This window comes from Peptoniphilus hominis (ex Hitch et al. 2025) (assembly GCF_040096015.1).
Taxonomy (GTDB): domain Bacteria; phylum Bacillota; class Clostridia; order Tissierellales; family Peptoniphilaceae; genus Peptoniphilus_A; species Peptoniphilus_A hominis.
Genome location: NZ_JBBMFO010000002.1, coordinates 80437 through 103569, shown reverse-complemented (window position 1 = coordinate 103569; position 23133 = coordinate 80437). Strand labels below are relative to the sequence as shown.

Below are 23133 nucleotides of genomic sequence, written 5' to 3'. Positions count from 1 at the left end.
GGATAGATAATTGAAAAAGTAAATCTATGGGTCTTTTTGTTAATAATTGTTCTTTCATATCTTGTTTCATAAAATCAACTCCTTACACAATCAGTCCATCTTTAATAAATTTCAAAATTTCTTTTTCATGTCCCTGAACATATACTTTCTTATATCCATCTTCTTCAAGCATTAACACAGAATTACAAACTTTAAAAATAAGTTCTATATCATGAGTTATTATGGCAAAAGGATATATTTTTGAATATCTTTTTATTATTTCAGAAATATCATTCATTCTCTTGTAATCTAAACCTGACGTAGGTTCATCAAGAATTATTAGTTTTCTACCACTTAAACAAGCAGTTAATAGTGCAAGTCTTTGTTTTTGTCCACCAGATAGATTTTGTGGATGGTCATACCTATTTTCCCAAAGGTCAATATGTTTTAATTCGTTTCTAAGTCTATTTAAATATCCAACGTCATTAATTCTATCTTTTTGTAAAAGCTCATTTTCCACCGTATCAAAAAATATTTGGTATTCTACATCTTGCATCATATAATAAGAGTTTCTTAATCTTTCTTTTTTATTTCTCCCAAAGCTTGTCTTGCCTTTAAAGTTTAATAAACCAGCTAAAGATCTTGCAAGAGTCGTTTTACCTACTCCATTTTTACCTATAATCGCCATTATCTCATTTTCATATAAGCTTATATTTAAATTTTTTATTAATTCTTTTTTACCAATAGAAATACCAGCTCCACTTATATCCTCAACTACATTTTTGCAATTATCAATATTTTCAGATAGCAAAAAATTATAGTTAATTGTTCTTAAAGAGTAATTTTTACAATCCTTTTCTGTTAATTCACCTTTTTTAAAAACTTTTTCGATTTTACCATCTTTCATATACAAAAAACGATCATATAAATCATTTAAATAGAACAATCTATGCTCAGATATTATTATCGTTTTTCCTAATGATTTTAATTTTTCAAGAATATTCTTAAGTTCGACTATTCCCCTATAGTCTAAATTTGATGATGGTTCATCAAAGAAAATTATTTTAGTATCATAAACAAGAGTAGATGAGATAGCAACTTTTTGCTTTTGTCCACCTGATAAAGAATTGATATTTCTATATTTTAAATTTTCAATTCCCATCACACTCAAAGAGTCATCAACTCTTTTCTTTAATTCTGAAAGCTCCATTCCTAAATTTTCTCCAACAAAGGCAAGCTCATCCTCAACAATATTTGCGAAAAACTGATCTGTTGGATTTTGAAAAACATTTCCTATATACTTTGCCAATTCTCCGTTGTTATATTGCGAAATATTTTTTCCTAAAATAGATACTTGTCCATATAATTGTCCTTGATAATGATTCGGAATTAAACCATTTAATATTCTTGTTAACGTGGTTTTTCCACAACCAGATAAACCACTTATAACAACAAGTTCCCCTTCTTTAATATTTAGCTCTATATCTTTTAAAATTACCTTATCATTTCCGTCATAAGAGAATTTTTTAATATCTGCTTCTATTACATTCATATTGACCTCCACAATAAGAAAATAGCTAAAAGTAAGAATACGATATCAAAAAATTTAAAAGTTATTTTATGATAATTAGTCCTTTCCCCTCTATATTCTGCTCCTTTAGATATAATAGATGAAGTCAAAGTTTCACTCACTTGCAAACATTTATAGATAAGAGGGATGAAGTAAAGTTCAAAAGACCTAACAGGATGGAGGGGACTTAATCTTAGCCCCCTTACCTTCATGCCATTCTTTATTTCTTTAATCCTTAACCCCATCTCTGATATAAACTTCATTCCTATCACTATGCTTAGAGCAAACACATTTGGAATGTGTAAAAACTTAAGTGAACTCATCATTTTAAGTGGTGATGTATTCACAAGAATACCGCCAATAATAAATATCGGAAAGAGTTTTAATACGATTTCTACAAGACCTAAAATTGCATTTCCACCTATTCCTAAGTCTATAATAGTTAATGTTTTGCCAACAATTAACAAGATAAGAACTGTTGCTAGTTGTTTAATAAATTGTTTTAAGGAAAAAGTTAAGGTTAGAAACATTGATATTCCTATCATAATATAGTAGCCAATATCATCTGTTATAAATAATATAATCGAAAACGCTAAAATTAAAACAAATAAGATTATAGGATTTACAAGACAGTTGTCATCTCTCCTTATGTTTTCCATTACAATATTCCTGATTTTTTACTCTTTTTAAAAAACTTATTATTTATATATAATCCAAATCTTCCTGCTATTAATACCAAAACGATATTAATGCCTATTGAGATTAGCATTGCCTTTGGTGTAAAAAAGGCATCCATAAAGGCAGCCTGTTCTTTTGTAAATACGCTAAAAACTTCAACAATTTTTTCTGGTCCAAGTAATCTTACAAATGTCATTGCATGCATTGAAATAACAAACATTCCAGCAGATAATGCTAAGGCAACTCTATTATCATTTTTATAGTTACCTATAATTAATTCTGCTACAATAGCTGCGATGGCATTTACTATAAGCATTGGCCAATATCCACTTAATGCATAAAATACACCCAGCAACATGAAAAATATAAAAGCTATTCCTCTTTTTTGTAATTTTTTAGCCATAATTATAAATGGCGGAGCTACTACAAAGGAAGAAAATCCTGCCGCAATATATAAGGATAAAGTTCCTAACATTCCTGTTGCTGTTGATACAGCCATGTTTAATATAAACGCCACTACTGTAAAAATTGTAACTTGTACGATATCTTTTAATTTCATATAAACCTCCAATTTAAGATATGTTTTTTCTTTCTGAGTAAACCCTAAGATTTACTTAGCATTATTATCTAAGATAATTCCTATCATTTTTTTTAATGCAAGTTTGTTCTTCACAAAATTTTCTCTTGCATTTAGAACTTCACAACCTAGAATAAATGTGTTAATAAAATCAGTTATTAATTCGATAGCTTCACTTAATTCACCTCTTACATCTTCATCAAATAACATTAGAATACTATCAGATGATGATTTTTTTAGTTTCTTATATAAGTCTTTTAACTTATCGTCATGATTTAATTCCTGCAAAAACATTGCATAAATTGAAACATAGTCACTCTGATATAGCATTTTTTCTAAAATAATCTCAGATAAAACTTCGCTAAAATCCTGACTTGTTTTATTCATCTCATCATAGATTATCTTCTCTCTGTATTTATTTCCTTCTAACATAATGTCGTATAAAATTTCATGGGTAGAACCATAATGATGATACAAACCACCTCTAGAAAGCCCAGTAGCTTCCATAATGTCATTCATAACTGTATTTCTAAATCCCTTATCCAAAAAAACTTTAATAGCTGCTTGTCGTATTTCTTTTTTTCTATCTTCTTGAGACATTCTTTGATTAATAAAACCACCTACTGCCGACACTTGTGTCGGTTAATTTGATTATACGTTATATGATAAAGATTTTCAATAGCAAAACGTAAAAAAGAAAACAATACATAAAATTTATGTAAAAAAGCCTGATAAATTCCTCAACTAAGAATCTATCAGGCTTATATCTTATTCTATTAAATTAATTTATTTACTCTTTTCTGAACAGCATAATAATCATATCCAGCTTGAGTTAACCTTCTTTTTCTTTCTTCTCCATTTCCCCATTTCCCACGTATAACCTCTCTTGCTAACTCATCGATTGTCTTTCCAACTGGATATACTATCTTTCCATTGGCATCGAATACTTTTAATCCAAATCTGTCGGCACATCTTTTGGCATTATCTAAATTCTTAAATGCACCTTTCTGACTTTTAGTATCATCCCAAGATTTTCTAACTCTATATAGTCCACTTACTGATTTACTAACAGTCTTATCGCTTCTAAGCTTTTTATTAACCTCGTTTGCAATATATGGAAACTTGCTGCCTAGATATGGACCAGGACAATTTGTGTTTTTATACCACTCGTGTTTTTGAAGAACGCCATCCTTACCTCCAGTATAGGTACAAGGATAGATTCCATTTCTCCTACAGATGTCTGTCACTAAATCAATTAGTCTATTTAAAACATAATCAGAAACTAACCACTGAGGTCCCCTCGTAGAGTTTCCTACTTCAATTGTGACTGCTCGGTTGTCACACCAGGAAGATGAGGTTGTCCAGGCTCTATTGGCTTCATCAACTCCTAAAACAATAACTCCGTCAGATCCTAAATTATAGTTAGCTGATGCTCGTCTTGACCTTGGCACAAATACTCCAGCAAGATTTCTACCATTTATAACTCCAGCTGCGTGGTGGATAGCTATTTTAGTAATCTTTTGATTCCTTCTTCCACTATGGTTAGGTGAGAGAATTGTTGCTTGTACTAATGGACTGTTGCTCATTTATTTTTCCTCCTTGAATTGTTTTAAAATCGCCTTTAGTTTTTCTGGTACTGGCAAGCCTAGTGCTACAGAGTTTTCCAAAATAGAGAGCCCTTCATTTGCTATATAAAAAAAGATGATGGCAGTTCTTATCATTGTCCCATCACCTTTAATTAAATTTACATCACATAGGTTTGCGATACCTACAACTATAAAAATCATAATCTTTTTTGCTATCCCTTTAAATCCTATGGATGAGGATAGCTTTCTTTCGACTCCTGCTCTTAAAACTCCTGTTAAATAGTCAGCTATTACAAAAGCTAGCAGCGTATAAATAAATGCATCTACACTTCCAAGATAAAATCCCAACCATCCTCCAATGGCTGTAAAGCATACTTTTAATATTTCTAAAAACTTATTCATTTTATTCCTCCTCTGTTAAGGTATACGTTATTTTCATTGTCTTATCTGCTGTTTTTAATATTGGGCTTGATAAGTTATTAATTGTTCCAAGGTATGGAGTGTGCAAATATAAATTTTTATAGAGATTTCCTCTAAAAGCCCCATATCCTACTCTAAACGGTCCCAATTCAATAGATGGAGTCATCATGTCATAAAAAGTTGCATTGCTCGTTTGAATGATATTATCGTCTCCATCAATCACAAATTTATATCCCAGTATATAGTCACCCCATTCATAAATTCCTAAACTTGTACTTTCTCCAGATGTGTATTTCATTTCAAAATCAACGGCTATTTCTGAAACATCAACCGGATTATTAGCATTAATTTTATAGATTTTATTACAGTCAGTATCAGGGACGTATAGATATCCATTCTTTAGCAAGCTATAACCATTTTTATAGGCACTATTAGAACTTGATGGGTATGATCCAATTCTATAGAGTCTAATATTATTTAATTTCCAATGATCTATCGTATAGCTACAATCATCCTTTTTTATCTTTATCCTATTTAAGTCAGTATAATTATTTTCAAGATTTCTTATGAAGCCATAGTAATAGCCATCTTTACCATCGAAAAAACCTGATTCATACCAGTCGTACGTTCCGATATTTTTATAAAAGTCTTCTATAGAGATTGTCGTCTTTTCTATATTTTGAGGAGCATTTTTAAAGATTGGATCATTTAATCCAACACTGGTTAATGGTTCTTGCATTTTTAATATTTCTAATGTTTTGTTTTCCAATGGCCAAACAGAAGTAATTGTATTATGGAGAGCATCAGCTTCTACCATACCTACGTAAACTTTCAAAATTTCATTATCTATGGATGTATAGGTGTAATTTAACCTTAAGCAAGACTGCCTACCATAAGCATCTCCATAAAAATATCTCCCCCCTTTATAATGAGTTAGTGCAAGAGCAGATATTCTTCCATTTGCTTGTGATGTTGAGAAATCCCATACAAATTTATATCCGTTTTCTATAGGAGTAGATTCAGTTAAATTGGCAGAGCCTCTTTTTGGTGCATCTGTTGAATTAACATCATTCGATGCATATCCAATTATCTTATTATTTGCAGGTGCTATATATTTATTTGAATCTTCATCGAGAGGAGCTTCAAATAATAAAATACCCCCATAACACTTATTTGATATTGGAAATATTTCTTCCTTGTATTCCTCTGCATTGGTTTTAAATATCGGATACATAAGCCCTGATGGATTCAGCCTTAATAAATCTGGAACTGCATTCGTTATTAAGTTTTCATCTTCATATATCTCCTTCCTATTTGTCCTCACATCAGTTAGTTCAATGACTGATTTACCCTTAAGCATTTTCTTCCCCCTTATCTTTAAATTCTGTAGTGATTTCTTCTTTATATTTTCCAAGCACCAATCCTTGATATTTAAATCTTCCTACTTTTTCATTAAATATAATCGGTGTTGGTATTTGTCTTTCTACTTTGTAGTCTGCTTTAAGTTTCCTAAGAAGAAATGAATGGCTAAGTTCTATCTTCTTCCAAGAATCATCAATCTTAAGCTTTCCATCCCAAGCCTCTGTAGAACCAAGAGACTGACCAGATATAGCTGCGATAGCATTATCTTTTCCAATCATTGCTTGACCAGACTCAAGCCTAATTAATACCGAGAAATTGTTCATAGTCTTTTCCTGAAGTTTAGTTAATGGATAAAAAAGATTTAAAATGTGGTCACCACTTAAGTAGGTTTCTTTTGGAATGTGATGTTCTATTTTCGTATCATTAAAAACATAAGTAATAACTAGCCTTGTTGGTATTTCTATGTTTTCAATAAAGTCTAATTCCTCTACTTCTTCTTTTTCTTCAAACTTTGGAGGATCATAGGATTTCCCATCATTATTTAAAACCTCTACTTGTTTCTTAACCTTTCTTGATATCTTTCTAGTTTTTTCTTCAGAATCACAGATGATATTTAACAAGATAGATGCATTAAAAATTGCCTCCGTTTCTTTATTGGAGGCAAATTCTATACGAATTATTGGTGTATCTGTTGTAGAAAGACTAAAGGCAGAGTAATTAGAATAGGCATGAACTACTAATTTTTCAGATTCAATTTGATTTAACAGTCCTACTATATTCTTATCATTCTTGCTTTTAGCCTTGGATAGATATGGATTCTTCCCAACTCCTAAAATCCTGTGCTTACCATTTATCTTGTATTCTATGTCAGTAATAAGTCCTTCAATCTTTTCTTCTTCATAAGAAATAGCTATCCTATCTCCAACATCAAGACTTGGGTCTCCTATAGTTACCATATCAAAAGGTGTGTGGTGAATTTTGCAAATTTCAGTAAGAAGTGCCTCACACATCCTTTTTCTTTTCTCTGGAAGTCCTAACTGCATCAATGGATTTATTCCAAGATTCATAGTTAGGCCATCGTCATTTTCTAAAGAGTAGTATTCAGCTATTTTAGTCTTTGCATTTGTTGAGTTGATGGCTGTATATCTTGTCTTAAAATCTGATATTGATGAAGAAAATCTTTCTCTCGTTTTAATTTCAGTTGATATACTTTCTGCATACTTCTTTAAAACCAACTTACCATCACGAGAAACCCCAGCAAAAGCACCAAGAGTCGATGCTATATAGTGAATAAAGTCTCTGTAAGTTTCTATATCATGGTCTTGATAAATTGCTAAGACTTCTTCTCCATTTACAAAAGCTTTTACCTCATCTTCCGCCATACCTAGTTCTACCCCGCATTTCTCGCATGATAATGTAAGTAATTCAAAAGCTGTCCCAAAGGTATCTGTTACAGGAAAGTTCTTATCAAACCTAAGCATATAGTCATAGCCTTTTAATTCTAAAATTTTCTTAGACCTATTTGCCTCAATAATATCAAAGATTCCCATTGGTATGGTTTCAATCTTTTTATTTTCTAATTCTTGATGATAAAAAAGTTCTAGCTTAGAATCCTCTAGAGAATACCTATCTATATCTGAAAAAAGACTGATTCCAAACTCTCCAGCATAAACTGTACCAATTTCAAGTTCAGAAGATCCAGAGCAAGAACGATGAATGTATCCGGACCCTTTAAGAATATCTTTATTGGTAAATGGAATGATTGTTTCATCTTTTAAGATGATATTTCCCGTCCAGAAAAATTTACGAGAGTTCTTTTTTATAACTGTTTTATATTCTTCACTTGTAGGGAACAACTTATCACCTCCATTTCTTTACATTAGTCGCTTTTTGACAAATCAAAGATTTGAAACAAAGCGACATCTGACCTACCAACAAAATCATAGATTTTGGGTTAGGTCATTAGTATTCCTCCAATGAAAAAGATACTTCCCACAATCCTTTATAAGAAGTATCTTTTATTAATTTGACTTGAAACTTGTCTATATACATTTGTGCATATTTTAGTTCCAACATTTCTGTATCTAAGAATTTAACTTTAAGGTTAGACTTGTTAGCAAGACTACTCAATGTCTTTACAAGCTTAGGACTACAAGAAAAAACTACAGATATGCTTGCTACTTTGTTTCTAACAATATCTCTTTGAATAGTTCCTGCCTCTGTCTCGCCTCCAGTATCTGCCTCTATATCTCTAAACTCCAAATCATAAGAATTTGGTAGAGGCAGGTCTACTCCCTCAATAATTAAATATGATTGATATTTCATTACCTACCTCCACTTCTTAAATTCTTGCGCATAGATGCATTGACAATAACTTCATCAAGGAGAGTACCTCCAAGATAAACTGGTATGACTATATCCCCAGTATTTTCTGATTTTAAATTAATATTTGCAAGTGCATCAGATATTTGCCTTCCTATATCAATTCCATTTATAGCTGATTCTTTATCATGTCCACCTATGCCAACAGCTGATATGTTTGGGCTTAAAACCAAATCACTTGCGACATTTTTCATTGAAGATTGTACTAATCTTCTGCTCTTTTCTATCCCCTTAGATAGACCTTCCATGAAGTCTGGCATCCATGATTCATAGTCGGTAAGTGGGCCAACATCTGGAACTGAAAAGTGCAAGTAAGACCTAATAGTTGATGCTACATTCGATACAGCAGATGTCACATTGCTAATCGCACTTCTAATCCCTCTTGCAATTCCGTTAATCATATCGGCTCCCCATGTATAAGCTTGAGATGCCAAATTCTTAATATGATTAACCGCATTATTAAATCCATTTCTAATAGTGGACTGAATATTTGACATGGTCGATGAAATACTTGATCTCATAGAATTAAATGCAGACGATACTGCTGACTTTGCAGTATTCACTGCAGAGGAAATAGTCGACTTTATTGAATTCCAAGCAGATGAAACAAAGGACTTAATGTTATTCATCGTTGATGATATAAAGGTCTTTATCCTATTCCAGATTGATTCAAGGACTGTCTTAATAGAAGTCAAGATAGTCTCAATAGTCGTTTTTATGTTTGTCCAGGATGTGGATATAAATGTTCCAATGGCAGTAATGACTGTTGTTAAAAACTCTTTTAGTCCATTCCAAATAGTCTCTACTTTTACTTTAATTGCATCCAGAACTGTTGAAATTAAAGTCCTAATACCTTCCCAAGTAGTCCTGATAAACTCTCCAACTGCTGTAAATACTTCTGTGGTTTTAGTTGAGATAGCTGTCCATATATTGGTAAAAGTAGTTTGAATTCCAGTCCAAAGGCTTGTAAAGAATTCTCCTAAACTTTGCCATAAACTCTTGGCTCCCTCAATAAAGGTATTCCAAGATTCAGTTAGAAAAGTTGTTATAGATGTCCATATACTGTTCCACCCTTCAGAAAGTCCATTCCATAGGTTGGCAAAGAAGTCCTTGATGCCTTTCCAAGTTGTCTTAACTCCTTCAATAAATCCAGACCAGAATTCTGATAAGAAAGTAGTAATCTCAGTCCACGATTTTGTCCATGAATCTGATATCCCTTGCCAAAGGTTTACGAAGAATTCATTTATTCCATTCCAAATAGCAACAGTTGATTCCTTGATAGTTTCCCAAATAGAAATAAGTCCTTCTCTAAACCAGTCGCACTTCTTCCATAAAAGAACAAGTCCAGCTATTACTGCACCAATAGCAATAGGGACAATACCTATAGCTGATACTACTGCAGTGATTGCTGGTATAAGTGTACCTGTAAAGATTCCAACTATCTTAGTTATTCCTCCTACTATTAGAGGCCCTTTGGTCATAATAGTTCCTATTGACCAGATAAGTTTTCCTACAATCATAAGTACAGGTCCAAGAGCAGATATAAAAAGACCGATACCTGCAATAATACCTTTTACTGGACCTGGAAGGGCATTAAGTCCATTTACCAGTTTTGTTAATATATCTACTGCTTTTCTAACAGCAGGCATTAAAAGTTCTCCAAAGGATATGGCTAATTCTTCTAAAGCAGATTGTAAAATCTTTAATTGACCAGCCAGGTTATCCTGCATAGTAGCAGCCATTTTTTCTGCTGTTCCATCTGCATTATAAATGGCATCACTCAAACTGTTATAGTCTTTTTCACTGGCATTTATAATTGCCAACATCCCAGACATGGCATTTTTACCAAATATCATGGATGCCGCTTGTGCTTTTTGAGTCCCATCTAAATTGGCAAAGGCAACTCTAAAGGTACTTAGTGTTTCATCAAGTGAAAGCCCCTGTACATCTTCAATAGATAAGCCCAACATGGACATTCCATTAATTACTTCTTTAGTTGGTGAAGCGAGTCTTGTTAGTCCAGATCTTAAAGCTGTACCTGCTTGTGAACCTTTAATTCCTGCGTTAGCCATTAAACCTATAGCTACTGCTGTATCTTCAACTGAATAGCCAAGGGTCCCAGCAATAGGAGCTGCATATTTAAAGGTTTCACCCATTAATGAAACGTTGGTATTGGCATTCGATGATGCAGCAGCAAGAACATCAGCAAAGTGAGAAGAGTCTTCGGCTTTTAGACCAAAGGCTGTAAGGGCATCTGTTACGATATCTGAAGTGGTAGCTAGATCCTCACCACTAGCTGCAGCAAGGTTCATGACTCCTTCAATACCACTAATCATGTCTTTACTTTTCCAACCAGCCATTGCCATGTAGTTCATAGCATCAGCTGCTTCACTTGCTGAGAACTTTGTCTTTGCTCCCATTTCACGTGCTTTCTCTCTTAAAGCATCAAAGTCAGATCCAGTTGCACCAGATACTGCTTTTACCTTGGACATACCAGAATCGAAATCTGATGCAGTCTTCACAGCTGCTACCCCAAGACCTGCTACTGCAAGAGATACTGGCATCATTTTTCTTCCTACGTTTTCAATATTTTGCCCTGTGTTTTGCCATTTTTCCCCAGTAATAGCTATATTCTGAAGAGTTTGATTAGTGGTTGCCCCTTGTCTTTCTAGAGACTTTAGGGCTTGTTCTGTTTCAATAATCTCACGTTTAAGGGCATCATATTGCTCTTGGGAGATCTTACCTTCTGCAAGAGCCTGTTCAGCTTGTTTTTGTGCCTCTTTCAAAGAAGTTAATTTGTTCTTTGTTTCTTCTAAGGTCTGTCCTAATAGCTTATGCTTTTGTGAGATAAGTTCTGTATTTCCAGGGTCAAGTTTAAGAAGTTTATTGACATCACGAAGTTCAGACTGAGTATGTTTAATCTCCGTATTTACTTGTTTTAGTGCAGTCTGTAATTTGGTAGTATCTCCACCAATCTCAACAGTTATCCCTTTTATTCTATTTGCCAATATCTCACCTCCTTAATTTTGAGCATCAAAACCTGCTAACAAAAGTCAAGGAGAAAAGTAAAATTAATTTTGCTTTTCTCCTTGTTAATTAGAATTTAAATTTGAGCATGGCAAATAAGCCGGTTACTATCGGCTTGTTTTAACTATTATATTTTTAATTCTAGGCTGCTTTTAACAACATCTTTTCTTGTTTTAATGCCATAACTTTTGCATAGTAGATTCTTAAGAATTTATTTAGTCCTGCAAATTTACATACTTTTTTTGCTTTCCCATCTTTTTCTTTTTTCACCATATATTGATATATATCATTTTCAGGATCTTTAGCGCTCATCATACATTTCATAGCTTGGTAACCTACTTTTCTTAGTATTGCATTGCCTCTTTTTGTTATTTTTCTCTGGTCTGCTTTAAAATTCCCTGACTCATATGGAGGTGAATCTATTCCTACAAAGGATATCAAACTTTTTTTGTTTTTAAATTTTGATAAGTCTCCAAATTCTGCTGTGATTTGTACTGCTAATTTATCTGATATTCCTGAGAATTTCTTTGCCTCTTGATATTCTTCTAAGGGCTCGGCAATTTCTATCATTTGTGATAAAATAGTATGTAGAATTTGATTTATATGTTTGATCAATTCTATTCCTTCTTGTATGTTCATTTTTATATATGAGCTACTAGAAGGTTGAGTTGAGATACTTTCCTCTGCGAGCTTGTATATGGATTTAGCTTTTTCAGCATTAGGATGGTATCTCTTTTCTTTTGCCCAGTTTTTAAATTCTTCTATGAATTTTTCTTCTGGTTTTTCTAATACTAGGTTTTTATGCCACCATGTTTCTAAGAAATCTAATAGTTTGTCTTTTGAAAAATCATTAGATCCATGTGGAATTAATTTCTTTATTCCTGGAAATGTTTGATTTATTGTTTGGTCTATGAAGTTCATTTGATTGATTCTTAAGTCCATATAGTGTTGATAGGATCTGTTTAATTCTTTTAGGACTCTGAAACTTTCTGAATCTACTTTGTATTCTTGTAATTCTTTCCAGTACATCAAGCCATATTCGGCTATTTGTATGGCATCTATATTATCATTTTTTGATTTTCTAAAGTTGAGTACTCGACAAAACTGTTTCATTTTTAAGGGATTTATTACAGTTACAAAGTATCCTTTGTCTTTTAATTCATAGAGGATTGGAAGATGATATTTTCCTGTTGCTTCCATGACTATTTTCACTTCTTCATTTAACGCATCTAGTTTCTTTAAAAATTCCTCTACTTTTGTTTTCTTAAGATTAATATCAAAAGGCTTCCGAATGATTTTGCTACCTTGTTCTAGTGCACAAACTGTAAACTTTTCTTTTGCTATATCTATTCCTATAGATATCATTTTATTACCCTCTTTCTTTTAATTTGTAGTTTCTACCTGCACCATTACACTCATTTTAGCTCGTGACACGGACGTTTTGCCCAACCTGCTTAACCGAATATGAATAATGAAGAGGTAGTTGACAGTTTTGTTGGCGGATGTTTAACCCTAAAAGCGCCTCGTCATACTACTTCTTCATTATACAAAAATAGTGCAAGATAGAAATTACTTTCTTTCTTACACTATTTATGGTACTAAAAAGCACCTACCATTTTGATAGATGCTTATAGTCTTTAATAGTTATTTAGTGTTCTTCTCATTGGCGTATTTGCTACCACACCCTATACCAAAAAGCATAGAACCAATTATCTACGCATACTCTGTTTTTCCAGTTTTATGTGACATGTATATTGATAATATAAGTGTGACAAATGCAATTATTGCTAGTATCAACCATAATTTCTTTTTTACCATTTAATTCCCTCACTATCTTTTTGAATTCATCGTTGTTACTTAAATAATTCAGAGTGTGAGCCAGTCCTTACTAGAGATAATACTAAAACCTCTTCTATTTTTTCATATATTAATAAAAAATCTGACTCTATATGACATTCACGAGTCCCCTTGTAATTTCCCGTTAATGAATGGTCTCTATATCTTTCATCAAGAGTTTCATCTTCTGCTAATTTCTCGATAATTTCAAAGAGCTTTTCAATATCTTTTCCTTGTTTTTTAGCTTGCTTTAGGTCTTTTTTAAATCTTTTAGTAAACTTTATTTTATACTTCAAGGGCTTTCCTCAAGTCATCCATATTGTCATAGGATTTCACATTCGTATCTTTGGCTATCATTCTTCCTTCTTCAATCGCTTTTATAGTTTCATCACTTGGAACATTAAGTTTTAAATCAAAGGGAATTCCACTTTCTCTAATACTCGCCCTTAAAAACATGTTAATTGCAGTAGTCATATTTAAGCCTAAACTGGAATAGATTTTTTCTGCTGCTTCTTTTATTTCTTTATCTGTTCTTATATTCAAATTTGTTGTAGCCATTTCATCATCTCCTTTGAGATTATTATATGACTAAATTCGTGCGTAGTCAACACATTGTCATTATCTTATATGTTGAATACGTTATTACTCTTCGTTATAAACGTACTCCAATAAATCACCTGGTTGACAATCAAGCTCTTTACAAATGCTAGCTAAAGTATTAAATCTAATACCTTTGGCCTTTCCTGTTTTTAATATTGATAAATTTGCTTCGGTTATCCCTATTCTTGCTGCAAGCTCTTTCGATGTCATATTTTTCTTTTTTAACGCTTGATCTAGATTTATAATTATTTGATCCTTCATTTTCAAATTATACTTTCCGAATCTTCTTTTAAGGATTTTCCCGAATTAAATATCATCATTGATGAAAATGCTATAACCATCAAAATTATATTCGTTAAATAGTCCTTAATAGTTAAATTAAAAACACCGCTAACATCGTCAACTTTAAAATAATTAAAAACTAGCTTAGAAATAATTTGGCAAGTTGTCAAAATTAGAATGGCTATTAAAATGTTTTTCGAATATTTTGAATTTAAGTCAGAAAAATAATCTTTCTTCTCTAAATTCACTAAAATCTTCTCAAATTTATCCAATGAGAAACCAGCAACAATGAATATCATAAGGGCACTTAAGCATGAATAAATAATAAAAGGAAGTGAAACTTCTTGTAGATTAAATTGATAGGCAACTTCTTGTATTACATCATCTTTAAAAATCAGAGTTAATACACTTCCAAGCAAGGTAAAACCTGCTCCTAAATATGAAATATATCTTAAAACCTTAGATAATATAATCGCTATTTTAAAAATAAAACTCTTCATAACTTCTCCTCAACACTTTCGTTTATCTATTATCATCTACATCTTTCCATTCTTGTACTCTATCATTCAAATAATTTAAATCTTCTTTAGAAAGTTCCCAGGTTAATGAAGAAGGCATCAAGGGCATTCCCTTCATTGTAATATATGGATAATTTTCATAAATATAAAAATCTATCTTTGTAGCTTTTTTATCCTCTCTCTTGGTGGTAAATAAGAAGTGGTAAGACTCTATTGCATCATCTGGTATTTCTTTAAAATAATCATCGAAGTTTTTATCATTAATATTTTCTACACTCATTCCTGTCAAATAACTAAAGTCGTCTATAACTTCTTGTTCTTCTGTTTCTACAATTTTTTTATTGTTAGAATCAAATATTTCAATCTTTTCTTCTTTTTTACTACTTGTTTGTTCTGTTGTAGTATTTTGACTACAAGAAGTTAAAACTATAGAAAAAACAAGAAAAATAGCCATTATTAAAAATCTTTTTCTCATGATAATCCTCCCCATTGAATTATTGTAAAACGATAATTATCTTTGATTATTATTGTAAAACAATAATTATAGTTTGTCAATATCATTTGTAATGACTTAAAACTTATCATAATCTTCTTGCGTAGCTACTTCTTTGTATTTATATTCATCATTATTCTTTTCTGTAAACATATCATTGACAAGTCCAATTGTTAATAGGGATAAATCAGAAACAGAAAGACCTAATTCTACAGCCCTTAATAGGAATAATGCTGTAGTCATTGGCCTTTCTGTTGGTCTTACTTTTTTTTAGGAACTTCTTCCGATTTTATATTAAGTCCCCACAACTCAATTAGCTGTGGCAGAATTTGATAAATGGAAAAGGTTGAGAAATTATCTAACCATTCTTCTGGACTATCTGGCACAGATTTATCTCCATGTTTAGCCATTACATAGGCTATGTTTTCAAATAGTTCTAATGAGCCTATATCTAGATTGGATTTATCTTCATCATTTTTCTTCATGGATTTTTCAAGTTCCATTAAGTCTTTGAAGATATCTCTTCCAAATTTAAGTCTATAGATTCTTGGGATAGCTGCTGATGCACGGAAAACAACTTCTTTCCCATCGATTTGAATTTTCTTGGTTAGTGCCATATTTATTTACCTCCAACACTTGCTCTTGAAGGTGTTACTGTAGTTTCTGTTGGCATATAGACTGACTTATACCAACCATCGTAAGTTTCCTTCGTAGTTTCTTCACCTGTTCTAGCCTTTACATTTCCATTTGGAAGTGGTCTTGCTTGGATAGATAAGGTTTCTGGTTGAACTTCTCTTGATTCTTCATTAGTTTCTCCTTCGAGAGTAGGTCTTGCTGCTGAACAGTTATACATGACGTGACGGATTTTCTTTTGGTCTCCATCAAACTCAAATAACAGTGCAAAGTTTGCAGTTTCAGAGTTTGAAGACTCAATTAGAACTTTATTGGAGTCTGATTTTTCCATCAAAACATCAGTCCTAAAGGATTCTGGAATAAGAGCGATTTCCAAATCTCCGTCATATCCCATATTGTTTGAAATAGTGTAGTATTCAATTCCATCTGCATAAAAGCTTTCAGGCTCTCCATTAGGATCCAATGAAATTGAAACAGCACCAGGCATTGGCACTGGTGTCTTATATTTAATAACGCCCTCTTCGGTTTTATCAAAGAGAGCGTAGTGTACGTTACAAATATTAAATTTAACTTTATTAGCCATTATTATTTACCTCCATGATTTTTAAATTAAGTGTGAATTCATACAAAACTTCATAGAGTCTTTCTGATTCAATCCAAACTTCAGATTTCTCATAATAGATTTTTTCTCTATCAAGTATCTCTTCTATATTTTCTTCTAATTTTAAATCTTTCTTATCAGTGTAAAGTTCTAAGTCTATCTGGGTGTTTTTATAATATACATATCCATCTGCACCGAAGTGTTTATTCTTTGGAAATAGATAGACCATAAATGGTGGATCTGGACTTTCTCCTTCAGCAAAGTGAGAGTATGCAAATGGAAGTCCCATATCTTCAATTATTTTTAATAGCCTATCCATCTTGTAATTTCCTCATTATATTTTCTTCCAATTCTCTTACTCCTTTCTCCTCAGCTGGTCCAATGTGAGGTTTAGCAGATACTCTTCCTCCCTGCCTAAGAACATGACCTTTTTCAAGTAGATGAGCCAGTTGATATCTATTTCTTGAGTGAACTACGAGTTCTATTGAGTTTGATGTTTCTTTCATAGTTTTTACAGACCAGGACTTAGAATATTTCTTTGTTTCTCCTACAGGTGCATTTTCTTGTATGTCTTTTCTAATATTGCTACCAGCCTTTTTAACTTCCTTTTTGACTTCATCTGTTGCCATATCAGAATATTCTTCTAAGCCCTTCATTATTTCATTGGCGAGGTTTTCAATTTTTACATTCATCTACTCACCTTCCTACATCTAAACTTTATAAATCTGTTCTTGTAGTTCATAAAGTCAATTGAGATGATATTGTACTTTTCATCTTTAAATAGAATTCTGTACTCTGAAGTATTAATGTTCTTTAGACTATTTTGAAATCTTACAGTAAAAGAAATATCTGACCTATCTACTTCCATACCAAGAAAAACTTCTTCTCCTTTACCTTGAAAAGATATATAGGCTGACGTTTCTAGATAATCTGCCCATACTGATTTATGGTTACCAATTTCATCTACCTCAACATTTTTATTTTGAAAGATTATCTTTCTATTTAAATCCGATATCTTCATTAGAATTCAGCCTTTCTCATTCCAAATAATAAAGCCCTTAGAGTTAAGTTTAGTTCAGAATAATCTGCCTCTTCTCTATGCTCATAAAGATAAGCAGTCATATAGAGGACGGCTATCTTTCCATTTGAATTTTTAGAAAGGTCTTCTTCACTATTAACCCTAGCTACATCCATAGAGTGTTTTATTGATGACTGGATGAGAGAATTAATCATCTCATCCTCATCATCAAAATCCACTCTTAAATAGGACTTTGCCTCCTCAAGAGTAATCATAATTTACTCCTTAGGCAGTAGCACCGATTTTTAATAGTTTAACTGCTTCTCTTAAAACTAAGATTCCATCAACTCTTTCTTTACCTAAGAAACCAACCATGCCATTACCAGCAAATAGTTCCTTTAAGTCTTGGAAAGACCTATTTCCCCTATCTCCAATCTTGTAATATGAAAAATCGCCAAAGGCTACTGCAAGTTTTCCCTTTTCAGCTTTAGGAGCAAAGGCTGATGTGTAAGCAGGATATCCTAAAAGTCTATCTGGTTCTCCATCCTTAAGTGATGGTTGCCAAATATATGCACCATTAACATCTTTAAGCTTTCTAATCTGAGCAACTGTTGCATCATTTAAAATGAAGGCTGCTTTCTTTCTATATGGTCTATCTAGAGAGTAAACTAAATCAATTAGTTCATCTGCAGTAATTGTTTGGGCCTTTGTTGTCACACCAAGTTCTCCACCCTTTTTAGAATCAAAAATTCCTGTAGGCTTGTTTACTCCGTCACCATTTAAGAAAGCGTCCTCTTCAGCATTTGCTAACGCTCTAGTAAATTCTTCAGTGATGTATTTTTCTAAATTAAAGGCTGCATCATAGAGAAGCTCTTCAGTTACTTTAATTCCAACATGGAGTTTATGCGCATCAAGAGATACTTGATCGAATGTGCCATCTCCAAAAGTAAGTTGACCACCTTCTTCTACCCATAGAGCAGCAGGCTTTGTAGCTGCAATATTAATTTTATGAAGTCCAGAAGTTTGAACTTTAGTAGCTAGTTTTCTTACAATATTTTCATCTACAAGACCATTTACAATATCTGCTTCCATTTCTTCTGGAACTAAATATCCACCACTTTCATCTGTTCCGACTTTTAATTCATTGGAAATATCTCTAAAGTTAGTTCTTAATGCCTTCATCATAGACTTTTTATAGACATTTCTTGCTCTCATTGGTTTATCTTCTTCATTAAATGCAGCGGGTTCATTTGTTAGTGTTTGAGTAGTAGGTTTTTCTAAAGTTTTATCCATTTTTTCTTCCCTCTTCTTTCTCTCAATTTCACGAGTATAATTCTCGATAGTTCTTTCCATCTCTTCATAAGTCCTAAAGTCTTCGTCAGACATTAGTCCATTTTCATCTTTCTTAGATTCAGCAAAAGCCTTTGCCTCATCCCAAGCTTTAGTTCTCTTTTCCATTAATTCTTTTAAATTCATATATTTACCTCCAAGTATTTTTAATTTTGTTTAATCTTTCTTCTACTTCACTCATTGAGTGAGTCTTCACTTCTTTATTTATCTTTGTTAAAAGTGAATTTGTAACTGCTCTCCTCGAAAAGACCATATTCGTAACTTTTTCATCTTTTCTTTTATCAGTGAGAGTTCCATCACAAAACCCCATCTCAATGGCCTTATTCTTATCAAACCAAGTCTCTCCATCCATTAGATTAGAAATCTCTTCTCGGGATAAACCAGTTTTAATCTCATAGGCATTGATGATTGATTCCTTGACTTCCTTTAACATGTCTATAGCTTTTTGCATTTCTTTTGAGTCGCCAATGGCTACAGTTAAAGGATTGTGAATCATCATTAGGGATGTGGGACTCATCAACACTTCAGTTCCTGCCATAGCAATGACCGATGCTGCTGATGCTGCAAGTCCGTCAATCTTAATGGTTACATTTCCCTTGTGTTCTAAAAGCATGGTGTAAATTCTTGATGCTGCAATATAATCTCCACCAGGGGAGTTGATCCACACAGTTATGTCTCCACTTTTATTTTTTAATTCTTCAAAAAAGAGCCTTGGTGTGATTTCATCATCAAACCAAGACTCTTCCGCAATAACTCCATCTATATAGAGTTCATTTGAATCCTTTTTCCAATTCCAAAATATTTTATTTTTGTTCATTCTCGATATTTTTACCTCCGTTTCTTTTACTCTCATAGAATGACCCTGCCTTATCAAGTGGTAGCATATTTCCATTTACAAGATATAGGTCACCGCCTTCTTCAGCTGATATCCTATCCAAGTTTTCCAGTTCTCTTATGTCATTTGCACTCATCCAACCATTCTGTCTTCCTACAGCATATCCATTCATTCTTGATTCATAGTCTCCCCTCAGAAGTCCATCAAGATTAAATTTAATAAAGTAGGATTCTTTTTCTTTCTTTGTTAATAGTGCTCTTTCCAAAGATTGCTCCCAACGAACAATCCAAGGGTCAAGAGTGTATTTAACAAATTCAAGCGACTGCTGTTCTATATTTGAAAATGATGACTTCTCCAAGTCGCCAATCATATGAGGTGGTATTCTAAATATTCTTGCTATCTCATTTAACTGAAACTTTCTTGTTTCCAAAAACTGGGCTTCACTTGGCGCAATAGCAATCGGTTGGTATTTCATCCCTTCTTCAAGTACAGCCACTTTGTTGGCGTTTTTAGGCCCTTGAAAGGCTGCATTCCATGACTCCCTTACTCTTTCTGGGTCTTTAATAATACCTGGATGCTCTAAAACCCCACCTGGTTGTGCTCCATTTTGGAAAAAGCTAGCACCATAATCTTCACATGCCATAGCCATACCAATAGCATTCTTGGCCATGGTGATTGGCGAGTAACCAATAAGACCATCAAAACCAAGTCCAGGTATATGAAGAACATCTTCTTTTAAAAGATAAACTTCTTCTGATTTGTAATTGTATTTATAAAAGATGTCTCCATCTTCACTTCTCATAACAGTCATTTTATTTGGCATTAGTGGATAGAGACCAATAACTTCATTTCTTCCATTACGAATTATCTGAGCGTAGGCATTACCCCAAAGTAGTAGATGGGTCATCAGTGTTTCTCTAAATACAAATGAAGTCATCTCAGTATTTGGTTCATCGTGCAAAATAAAATATATGGCATGGTCTTTTGCTTTTTCCTTTGAATTAGAATTTCCTCTTTTATATAAATGAAGAGGAAGTCCTGCTAAGGTTTCAGCAAGGACTCTCACACATGAATAAACTGCTGTCATCTGCATAGCAGTAAATTCGTTGACATTTATTCCTGCTGGTGTTCTCCCAAATAAAAAAGACGATGAAGATATTCTCTCCCCGTCTTTAGGTTTATCTCTCGACTTGAATATTAAGTTTAAAATGTTTATATTACCACCTCCTAAAAGTAGGCATGAAAAAAGCACCTACTAATGTAGATGCTAAAAAATATCATGAATATATGTTAAAACCACTTTGACTTTTCTTTTCTAAATTTAGGAATCTCTCCATAAGCATATGGATTATAATTATCTATATTACATCCAAATTCTTTTAATTCTATTATTTTATTATCAAAATCCCATTTAACCAAAGAAATTCCATTAAATTCATCAATTTTCCCATTATTCATCACTGATTTAAAATGCCATTCCACAATTGATTGGTCTTTAAAGTCTAAAAATTGTACAATATCCCATGTTTCAACTTTTGCACGACTGTTCCATTCTTTAAACCATAACTCGAGTGTACTGCGATTATTATACTTTGGCCCCCAACTTTCTGTATACACAATATCATTAGCAAAAATATCTTTAATTCCTAAGTCTTGTTTTTTTATCCACATATCAAACCATAAACGAATAATATCTTCTCTATTCCTCATGAATATCACCTCAAAAATGTTTCTATTTTATCTATATACCCATATTAAAAAACAATCAACCCCCTATCGTCATAAACCGATTCACTTGTATCATTACCACACCTTATAGCTCTGTCAAGAGCCATAATTGTAGCAATAACTCCATCTATCTTTTCTGTAGATTTTTCCTTATCTGCCTTTATGTTCCCAGCAGGATCAGTTCGTATGAAGATATTATCCATCATCCACCTTAATACTGGATGACCTCCGTGGGCTATTTTTCTTTCGAGAGTTAGTTTCATCAATTCTTTAGTTGGTGGAGACATGTCTTTAAATCCTTGACCAAAAGGAACGACTGTAAAACCCATGTCTTCTAAGTTTTGAACCATCTGAACTGCTCCCCACCTGTCAAAGGCAATTTCTCGTATGTTATATATCTCGCCTAAGTCTTCGATAAATTTTTCTATAAAACCATAATGAACAACATTACCTTCTGTTGTCTGAATGTAGCCCTGTTTTTTCCATAGGTCGTAGTTCACATGGTCTCTTTTTACTCTTATGTCGAGGCTGTCTTCTGGCAACCAAAAGTAAGGTAATATTTGATATTTATCATCTTCATCTATTGGAGGAAAGACTAAAACAAAAGCTGTAATATCCGTTGTGCTTGATAGGTCAAGACCACCATAGCAAACTTTACCTTTTAGTTCTTCTTCATTAACAGCAAAATTACATAGATCCCATTTTTCCATAGGCATCCACCTAATTGCTTGCTTGACCCACTGATTTAACCTTAACTGTCTGAATGCATTTTCTTCAGTTGGGTTTTGCTTAGCTGATTCACAGGCTTGTCTTACTTTTTCTATTGGAACTGTAATTCCAAGAGAAGGATTTGCCTTATGCCATACTTTTTCATCTGTCCAATCATCTTCTCTGTCTGCTCCATAAATAACAGGATAAAAAGTTGGATCAGTTTTTCTGCCTTCAAGTATGTCCACTGCCTTTTGATGCGTCTCGTAGCAGATTGATTTCGTATCTGTTCCTGCAGTTGTTATAAGAAAATATAAGGGCTGGGTTCTTGCATCACCAGAGCCTTTTGTCATTACATCAAATAACTTTCTGTTAGGTTGAGTATGAAGTTCGTCAAAGACTACACCATGAATATTAAATCCGTGTTTTGAATAAGCCTCTGCAGATAAAACTTGATAGAAGGAATTGGTCGGCTTATATATCATTCTCTTTTGAGATGCTAGAATTTTTACTCTTTTAGATAGGGCTGGACTCATCCTTACCATATCAGCTGCAACATCAAAAACTATAGTTGCTTGTTGTCTATCGGCAGCACATCCATAAACTTCTGCTCTTTCTTCTCCATCACCACAAGTAAGGAGGAGTGCCACAGCAGCTGCAAGTTCTGATTTTCCCATCTTCTTTGGTATTTCAATATAGGCAGTATTAAATTGTCGATATCCTGTATCTTTCACAATGCCAAACAAGTCTCTTATGATTTCTTCTTGCCAGTCAATAAGCTTGAAGTCTTTACCTGCCCATCTACCTTTTGTGTGTTTAAGACATTCTATAAAAGTGACAGCATAGTCAGCTTTATTTTTATCATAGTGAGATGTAGGTAGCATAAATTTACTTGGTTTATATTTCATTTGACCTCCTTCCTTGAAAAATAAGCATAAAAAATACTAGCC

General features: G+C 33.0%; 28 protein-coding genes. All 28 read right to left on the bottom strand.

Going from position 1 to position 23133, the window contains the following annotated elements:
* Positions 1-82 precede the first annotated feature (82 nt).
* Positions 83-1531: an energy-coupling factor ABC transporter ATP-binding protein gene (locus WMO19_RS02055; protein ID WP_349170000.1), complete on the bottom strand. Its 1449-nt coding sequence runs from the start codon at positions 1529-1531 to the stop codon at positions 83-85.
* Positions 1528-2208: an energy-coupling factor transporter transmembrane component T family protein gene (locus WMO19_RS02050; protein ID WP_012291072.1), complete on the bottom strand. Its 681-nt coding sequence runs from the start codon at positions 2206-2208 to the stop codon at positions 1528-1530. The genes WMO19_RS02055 and WMO19_RS02050 overlap by 4 nt, the downstream gene beginning before the upstream one ends.
* A complete protein-coding gene (locus WMO19_RS02045) occupies positions 2208-2786 on the bottom strand; it encodes an MptD family putative ECF transporter S component (protein ID WP_005956598.1) in 579 nt (192 codons plus the stop codon). Before WMO19_RS02045 ends, WMO19_RS02050 begins: the two co-directional genes overlap by 1 nt.
* Before the next feature lie 51 nt (positions 2787-2837).
* Positions 2838-3404 carry a TetR/AcrR family transcriptional regulator gene (locus tag WMO19_RS02040; RefSeq protein WP_349170003.1) on the bottom strand — a complete coding sequence of 189 codons (567 nt, stop codon included), beginning with the start codon at positions 3402-3404 and terminating at the stop codon, positions 2838-2840.
* Between the two features lie 176 nt (positions 3405-3580).
* A complete protein-coding gene (locus WMO19_RS02035; protein WP_349169999.1) occupies positions 3581-4390 on the bottom strand; it encodes an N-acetylmuramoyl-L-alanine amidase in 810 nt (269 codons plus the stop codon).
* Entirely contained in the window at positions 4391-4792 is a 402-nt protein-coding gene (locus WMO19_RS02030; protein WP_049690784.1) for a phage holin family protein, read from the bottom strand. It lies immediately after the preceding gene.
* A 1-nt stretch (position 4793) separates the two neighbouring features.
* Positions 4794-6170, bottom strand: a complete 1377-nt coding sequence (locus WMO19_RS02025; protein WP_349169998.1) for a hypothetical protein — start codon at positions 6168-6170, stop codon at positions 4794-4796.
* Complete coding sequence (locus tag WMO19_RS02020) at positions 6163-8028, bottom strand: hypothetical protein (RefSeq protein WP_349169997.1); 1866 nt, start codon at positions 8026-8028, stop codon at positions 6163-6165. The genes WMO19_RS02025 and WMO19_RS02020 overlap by 8 nt, the downstream gene beginning before the upstream one ends.
* Positions 8029-8134: 106 nt before the next feature.
* A complete protein-coding gene (locus tag WMO19_RS02015) occupies positions 8135-8497 on the bottom strand; it encodes a hypothetical protein (protein WP_349169996.1) in 363 nt (120 codons plus the stop codon).
* The gene (locus WMO19_RS02010) at positions 8497-11562 is read right to left on the bottom strand and encodes a phage tail tape measure protein (protein WP_349169995.1); all 3066 of its coding nucleotides are present in this window, start codon (positions 11560-11562) and stop codon (positions 8497-8499) included. Before WMO19_RS02010 ends, WMO19_RS02015 begins: the two co-directional genes overlap by 1 nt.
* Before the next feature lie 160 nt (positions 11563-11722).
* The gene (locus WMO19_RS02005; RefSeq protein ID WP_349169994.1) at positions 11723-12946 is read right to left on the bottom strand and encodes an IS110 family transposase; all 1224 of its coding nucleotides are present in this window, start codon (positions 12944-12946) and stop codon (positions 11723-11725) included.
* Between the two features lie 488 nt (positions 12947-13434).
* On the bottom strand, positions 13435-13713 hold the full coding sequence (locus WMO19_RS02000; RefSeq protein ID WP_349169993.1) for a type II toxin-antitoxin system YafQ family toxin: 279 nt from the start codon (positions 13711-13713) through the stop codon (positions 13435-13437).
* Positions 13703-13975 (bottom strand): type II toxin-antitoxin system RelB/DinJ family antitoxin, encoded by a 273-nt coding sequence (locus WMO19_RS01995; protein ID WP_004812197.1) that lies wholly within the window; start codon positions 13973-13975, stop codon positions 13703-13705. The genes WMO19_RS02000 and WMO19_RS01995 overlap by 11 nt, the downstream gene beginning before the upstream one ends.
* An 84-nt stretch (positions 13976-14059) precedes the next feature.
* Positions 14060-14278, bottom strand: a complete 219-nt coding sequence (locus WMO19_RS01990) for a helix-turn-helix domain-containing protein (RefSeq protein ID WP_349169992.1) — start codon at positions 14276-14278, stop codon at positions 14060-14062.
* A gap of 2 nt (positions 14279-14280) precedes the next feature.
* A complete protein-coding gene (locus WMO19_RS01985) occupies positions 14281-14799 on the bottom strand; it encodes a DUF2975 domain-containing protein (protein ID WP_349169991.1) in 519 nt (172 codons plus the stop codon).
* Between the two features lie 22 nt (positions 14800-14821).
* A complete protein-coding gene (locus WMO19_RS01980; protein ID WP_349169990.1) occupies positions 14822-15292 on the bottom strand; it encodes a hypothetical protein in 471 nt (156 codons plus the stop codon).
* A gap of 96 nt (positions 15293-15388) precedes the next feature.
* Positions 15389-15553 (bottom strand): hypothetical protein, encoded by a 165-nt coding sequence (locus WMO19_RS01975; RefSeq protein WP_273498037.1) that lies wholly within the window; start codon positions 15551-15553, stop codon positions 15389-15391.
* Positions 15554-15570: 17 nt separating this feature from the next.
* Positions 15571-15927, bottom strand: a complete 357-nt coding sequence (locus tag WMO19_RS01970; protein ID WP_019117844.1) for a hypothetical protein — start codon at positions 15925-15927, stop codon at positions 15571-15573.
* Positions 15928-15929: 2 nt separating this feature from the next.
* Positions 15930-16526 (bottom strand): major tail protein, encoded by a 597-nt coding sequence (locus tag WMO19_RS01965; RefSeq protein ID WP_008901312.1) that lies wholly within the window; start codon positions 16524-16526, stop codon positions 15930-15932.
* Positions 16519-16863, bottom strand: a complete 345-nt coding sequence (locus WMO19_RS01960) for a hypothetical protein (RefSeq protein WP_349169989.1) — start codon at positions 16861-16863, stop codon at positions 16519-16521. The genes WMO19_RS01965 and WMO19_RS01960 overlap by 8 nt, the downstream gene beginning before the upstream one ends.
* A complete protein-coding gene (locus tag WMO19_RS01955) occupies positions 16856-17236 on the bottom strand; it encodes an HK97 gp10 family phage protein (RefSeq protein ID WP_316125812.1) in 381 nt (126 codons plus the stop codon). Before WMO19_RS01955 ends, WMO19_RS01960 begins: the two co-directional genes overlap by 8 nt.
* Complete coding sequence (locus WMO19_RS01950) at positions 17233-17565, bottom strand: phage head closure protein (RefSeq protein WP_349169988.1); 333 nt, start codon at positions 17563-17565, stop codon at positions 17233-17235. The genes WMO19_RS01955 and WMO19_RS01950 overlap by 4 nt, the downstream gene beginning before the upstream one ends.
* The gene (locus WMO19_RS01945) at positions 17565-17837 is read right to left on the bottom strand and encodes a head-tail connector protein (protein WP_349169987.1); all 273 of its coding nucleotides are present in this window, start codon (positions 17835-17837) and stop codon (positions 17565-17567) included. The genes WMO19_RS01950 and WMO19_RS01945 overlap by 1 nt, the downstream gene beginning before the upstream one ends.
* Positions 17838-17847: 10 nt before the next feature.
* The gene (locus WMO19_RS01940; RefSeq protein WP_349169986.1) at positions 17848-19038 is read right to left on the bottom strand and encodes a phage major capsid protein; all 1191 of its coding nucleotides are present in this window, start codon (positions 19036-19038) and stop codon (positions 17848-17850) included.
* 4 nt (positions 19039-19042) lie between these two features.
* Positions 19043-19729: a head maturation protease, ClpP-related gene (locus WMO19_RS01935; protein WP_349169985.1), complete on the bottom strand. Its 687-nt coding sequence runs from the start codon at positions 19727-19729 to the stop codon at positions 19043-19045.
* Positions 19716-20999, bottom strand: a complete 1284-nt coding sequence (locus WMO19_RS01930; RefSeq protein ID WP_435891043.1) for a phage portal protein — start codon at positions 20997-20999, stop codon at positions 19716-19718. The genes WMO19_RS01935 and WMO19_RS01930 overlap by 14 nt, the downstream gene beginning before the upstream one ends.
* 38 nt (positions 21000-21037) lie before the next feature.
* Positions 21038-21457 carry a nuclear transport factor 2 family protein gene (locus tag WMO19_RS01925; RefSeq protein WP_002834879.1) on the bottom strand — a complete coding sequence of 140 codons (420 nt, stop codon included), beginning with the start codon at positions 21455-21457 and terminating at the stop codon, positions 21038-21040.
* A 44-nt stretch (positions 21458-21501) separates the two neighbouring features.
* The gene (locus WMO19_RS01920) at positions 21502-23091 is read right to left on the bottom strand and encodes a terminase large subunit (protein ID WP_349169984.1); all 1590 of its coding nucleotides are present in this window, start codon (positions 23089-23091) and stop codon (positions 21502-21504) included.
* Between the last annotated feature and the right edge of the window lie 42 nt (positions 23092-23133).

Coding starts and splice junctions, on each gene's coding strand:
- WMO19_RS02055 (WP_349170000.1), bottom strand. CDS start 1,531: ATGAATGTAATAGAAGCAGATATTAAAAAATTCTCTTATGACGGAAAT.
- WMO19_RS02050 (WP_012291072.1), bottom strand. CDS start 2,208: ATGGAAAACATAAGGAGAGATGACAACTGTCTTGTAAATCCTATAATC.
- WMO19_RS02045 (WP_005956598.1), bottom strand. CDS start 2,786: ATGAAATTAAAAGATATCGTACAAGTTACAATTTTTACAGTAGTGGCG.
- WMO19_RS02040 (WP_349170003.1), bottom strand. CDS start 3,404: ATGTCTCAAGAAGATAGAAAAAAAGAAATACGACAAGCAGCTATTAAA.
- WMO19_RS02035 (WP_349169999.1), bottom strand. CDS start 4,390: ATGAGCAACAGTCCATTAGTACAAGCAACAATTCTCTCACCTAACCAT.
- WMO19_RS02030 (WP_049690784.1), bottom strand. CDS start 4,792: ATGAATAAGTTTTTAGAAATATTAAAAGTATGCTTTACAGCCATTGGA.
- WMO19_RS02025 (WP_349169998.1), bottom strand. CDS start 6,170: ATGCTTAAGGGTAAATCAGTCATTGAACTAACTGATGTGAGGACAAAT.
- WMO19_RS02015 (WP_349169996.1), bottom strand. CDS start 8,497: ATGAAATATCAATCATATTTAATTATTGAGGGAGTAGACCTGCCTCTA.
- WMO19_RS02005 (WP_349169994.1), bottom strand. CDS start 12,946: ATGATATCTATAGGAATAGATATAGCAAAAGAAAAGTTTACAGTTTGT.
- WMO19_RS01995 (WP_004812197.1), bottom strand. CDS start 13,975: ATGGCTACAACAAATTTGAATATAAGAACAGATAAAGAAATAAAAGAA.
- WMO19_RS01990 (WP_349169992.1), bottom strand. CDS start 14,278: ATGAAGGATCAAATAATTATAAATCTAGATCAAGCGTTAAAAAAGAAA.
- WMO19_RS01985 (WP_349169991.1), bottom strand. CDS start 14,799: ATGAAGAGTTTTATTTTTAAAATAGCGATTATATTATCTAAGGTTTTA.
- WMO19_RS01980 (WP_349169990.1), bottom strand. CDS start 15,292: ATGAGAAAAAGATTTTTAATAATGGCTATTTTTCTTGTTTTTTCTATA.
- WMO19_RS01975 (WP_273498037.1), bottom strand. CDS start 15,553: ATGACTACAGCATTATTCCTATTAAGGGCTGTAGAATTAGGTCTTTCT.
- WMO19_RS01970 (WP_019117844.1), bottom strand. CDS start 15,927: ATGGCACTAACCAAGAAAATTCAAATCGATGGGAAAGAAGTTGTTTTC.
- WMO19_RS01965 (WP_008901312.1), bottom strand. CDS start 16,526: ATGGCTAATAAAGTTAAATTTAATATTTGTAACGTACACTACGCTCTC.
- WMO19_RS01960 (WP_349169989.1), bottom strand. CDS start 16,863: ATGGATAGGCTATTAAAAATAATTGAAGATATGGGACTTCCATTTGCA.
- WMO19_RS01955 (WP_316125812.1), bottom strand. CDS start 17,236: ATGAATGTAAAAATTGAAAACCTCGCCAATGAAATAATGAAGGGCTTA.
- WMO19_RS01950 (WP_349169988.1), bottom strand. CDS start 17,565: ATGAAGATATCGGATTTAAATAGAAAGATAATCTTTCAAAATAAAAAT.
- WMO19_RS01945 (WP_349169987.1), bottom strand. CDS start 17,837: ATGATTACTCTTGAGGAGGCAAAGTCCTATTTAAGAGTGGATTTTGAT.
- WMO19_RS01940 (WP_349169986.1), bottom strand. CDS start 19,038: ATGAATTTAAAAGAATTAATGGAAAAGAGAACTAAAGCTTGGGATGAG.
- WMO19_RS01935 (WP_349169985.1), bottom strand. CDS start 19,729: ATGAACAAAAATAAAATATTTTGGAATTGGAAAAAGGATTCAAATGAA.
- WMO19_RS01925 (WP_002834879.1), bottom strand. CDS start 21,457: ATGAGGAATAGAGAAGATATTATTCGTTTATGGTTTGATATGTGGATA.
- WMO19_RS01920 (WP_349169984.1), bottom strand. CDS start 23,091: ATGAAATATAAACCAAGTAAATTTATGCTACCTACATCTCACTATGAT.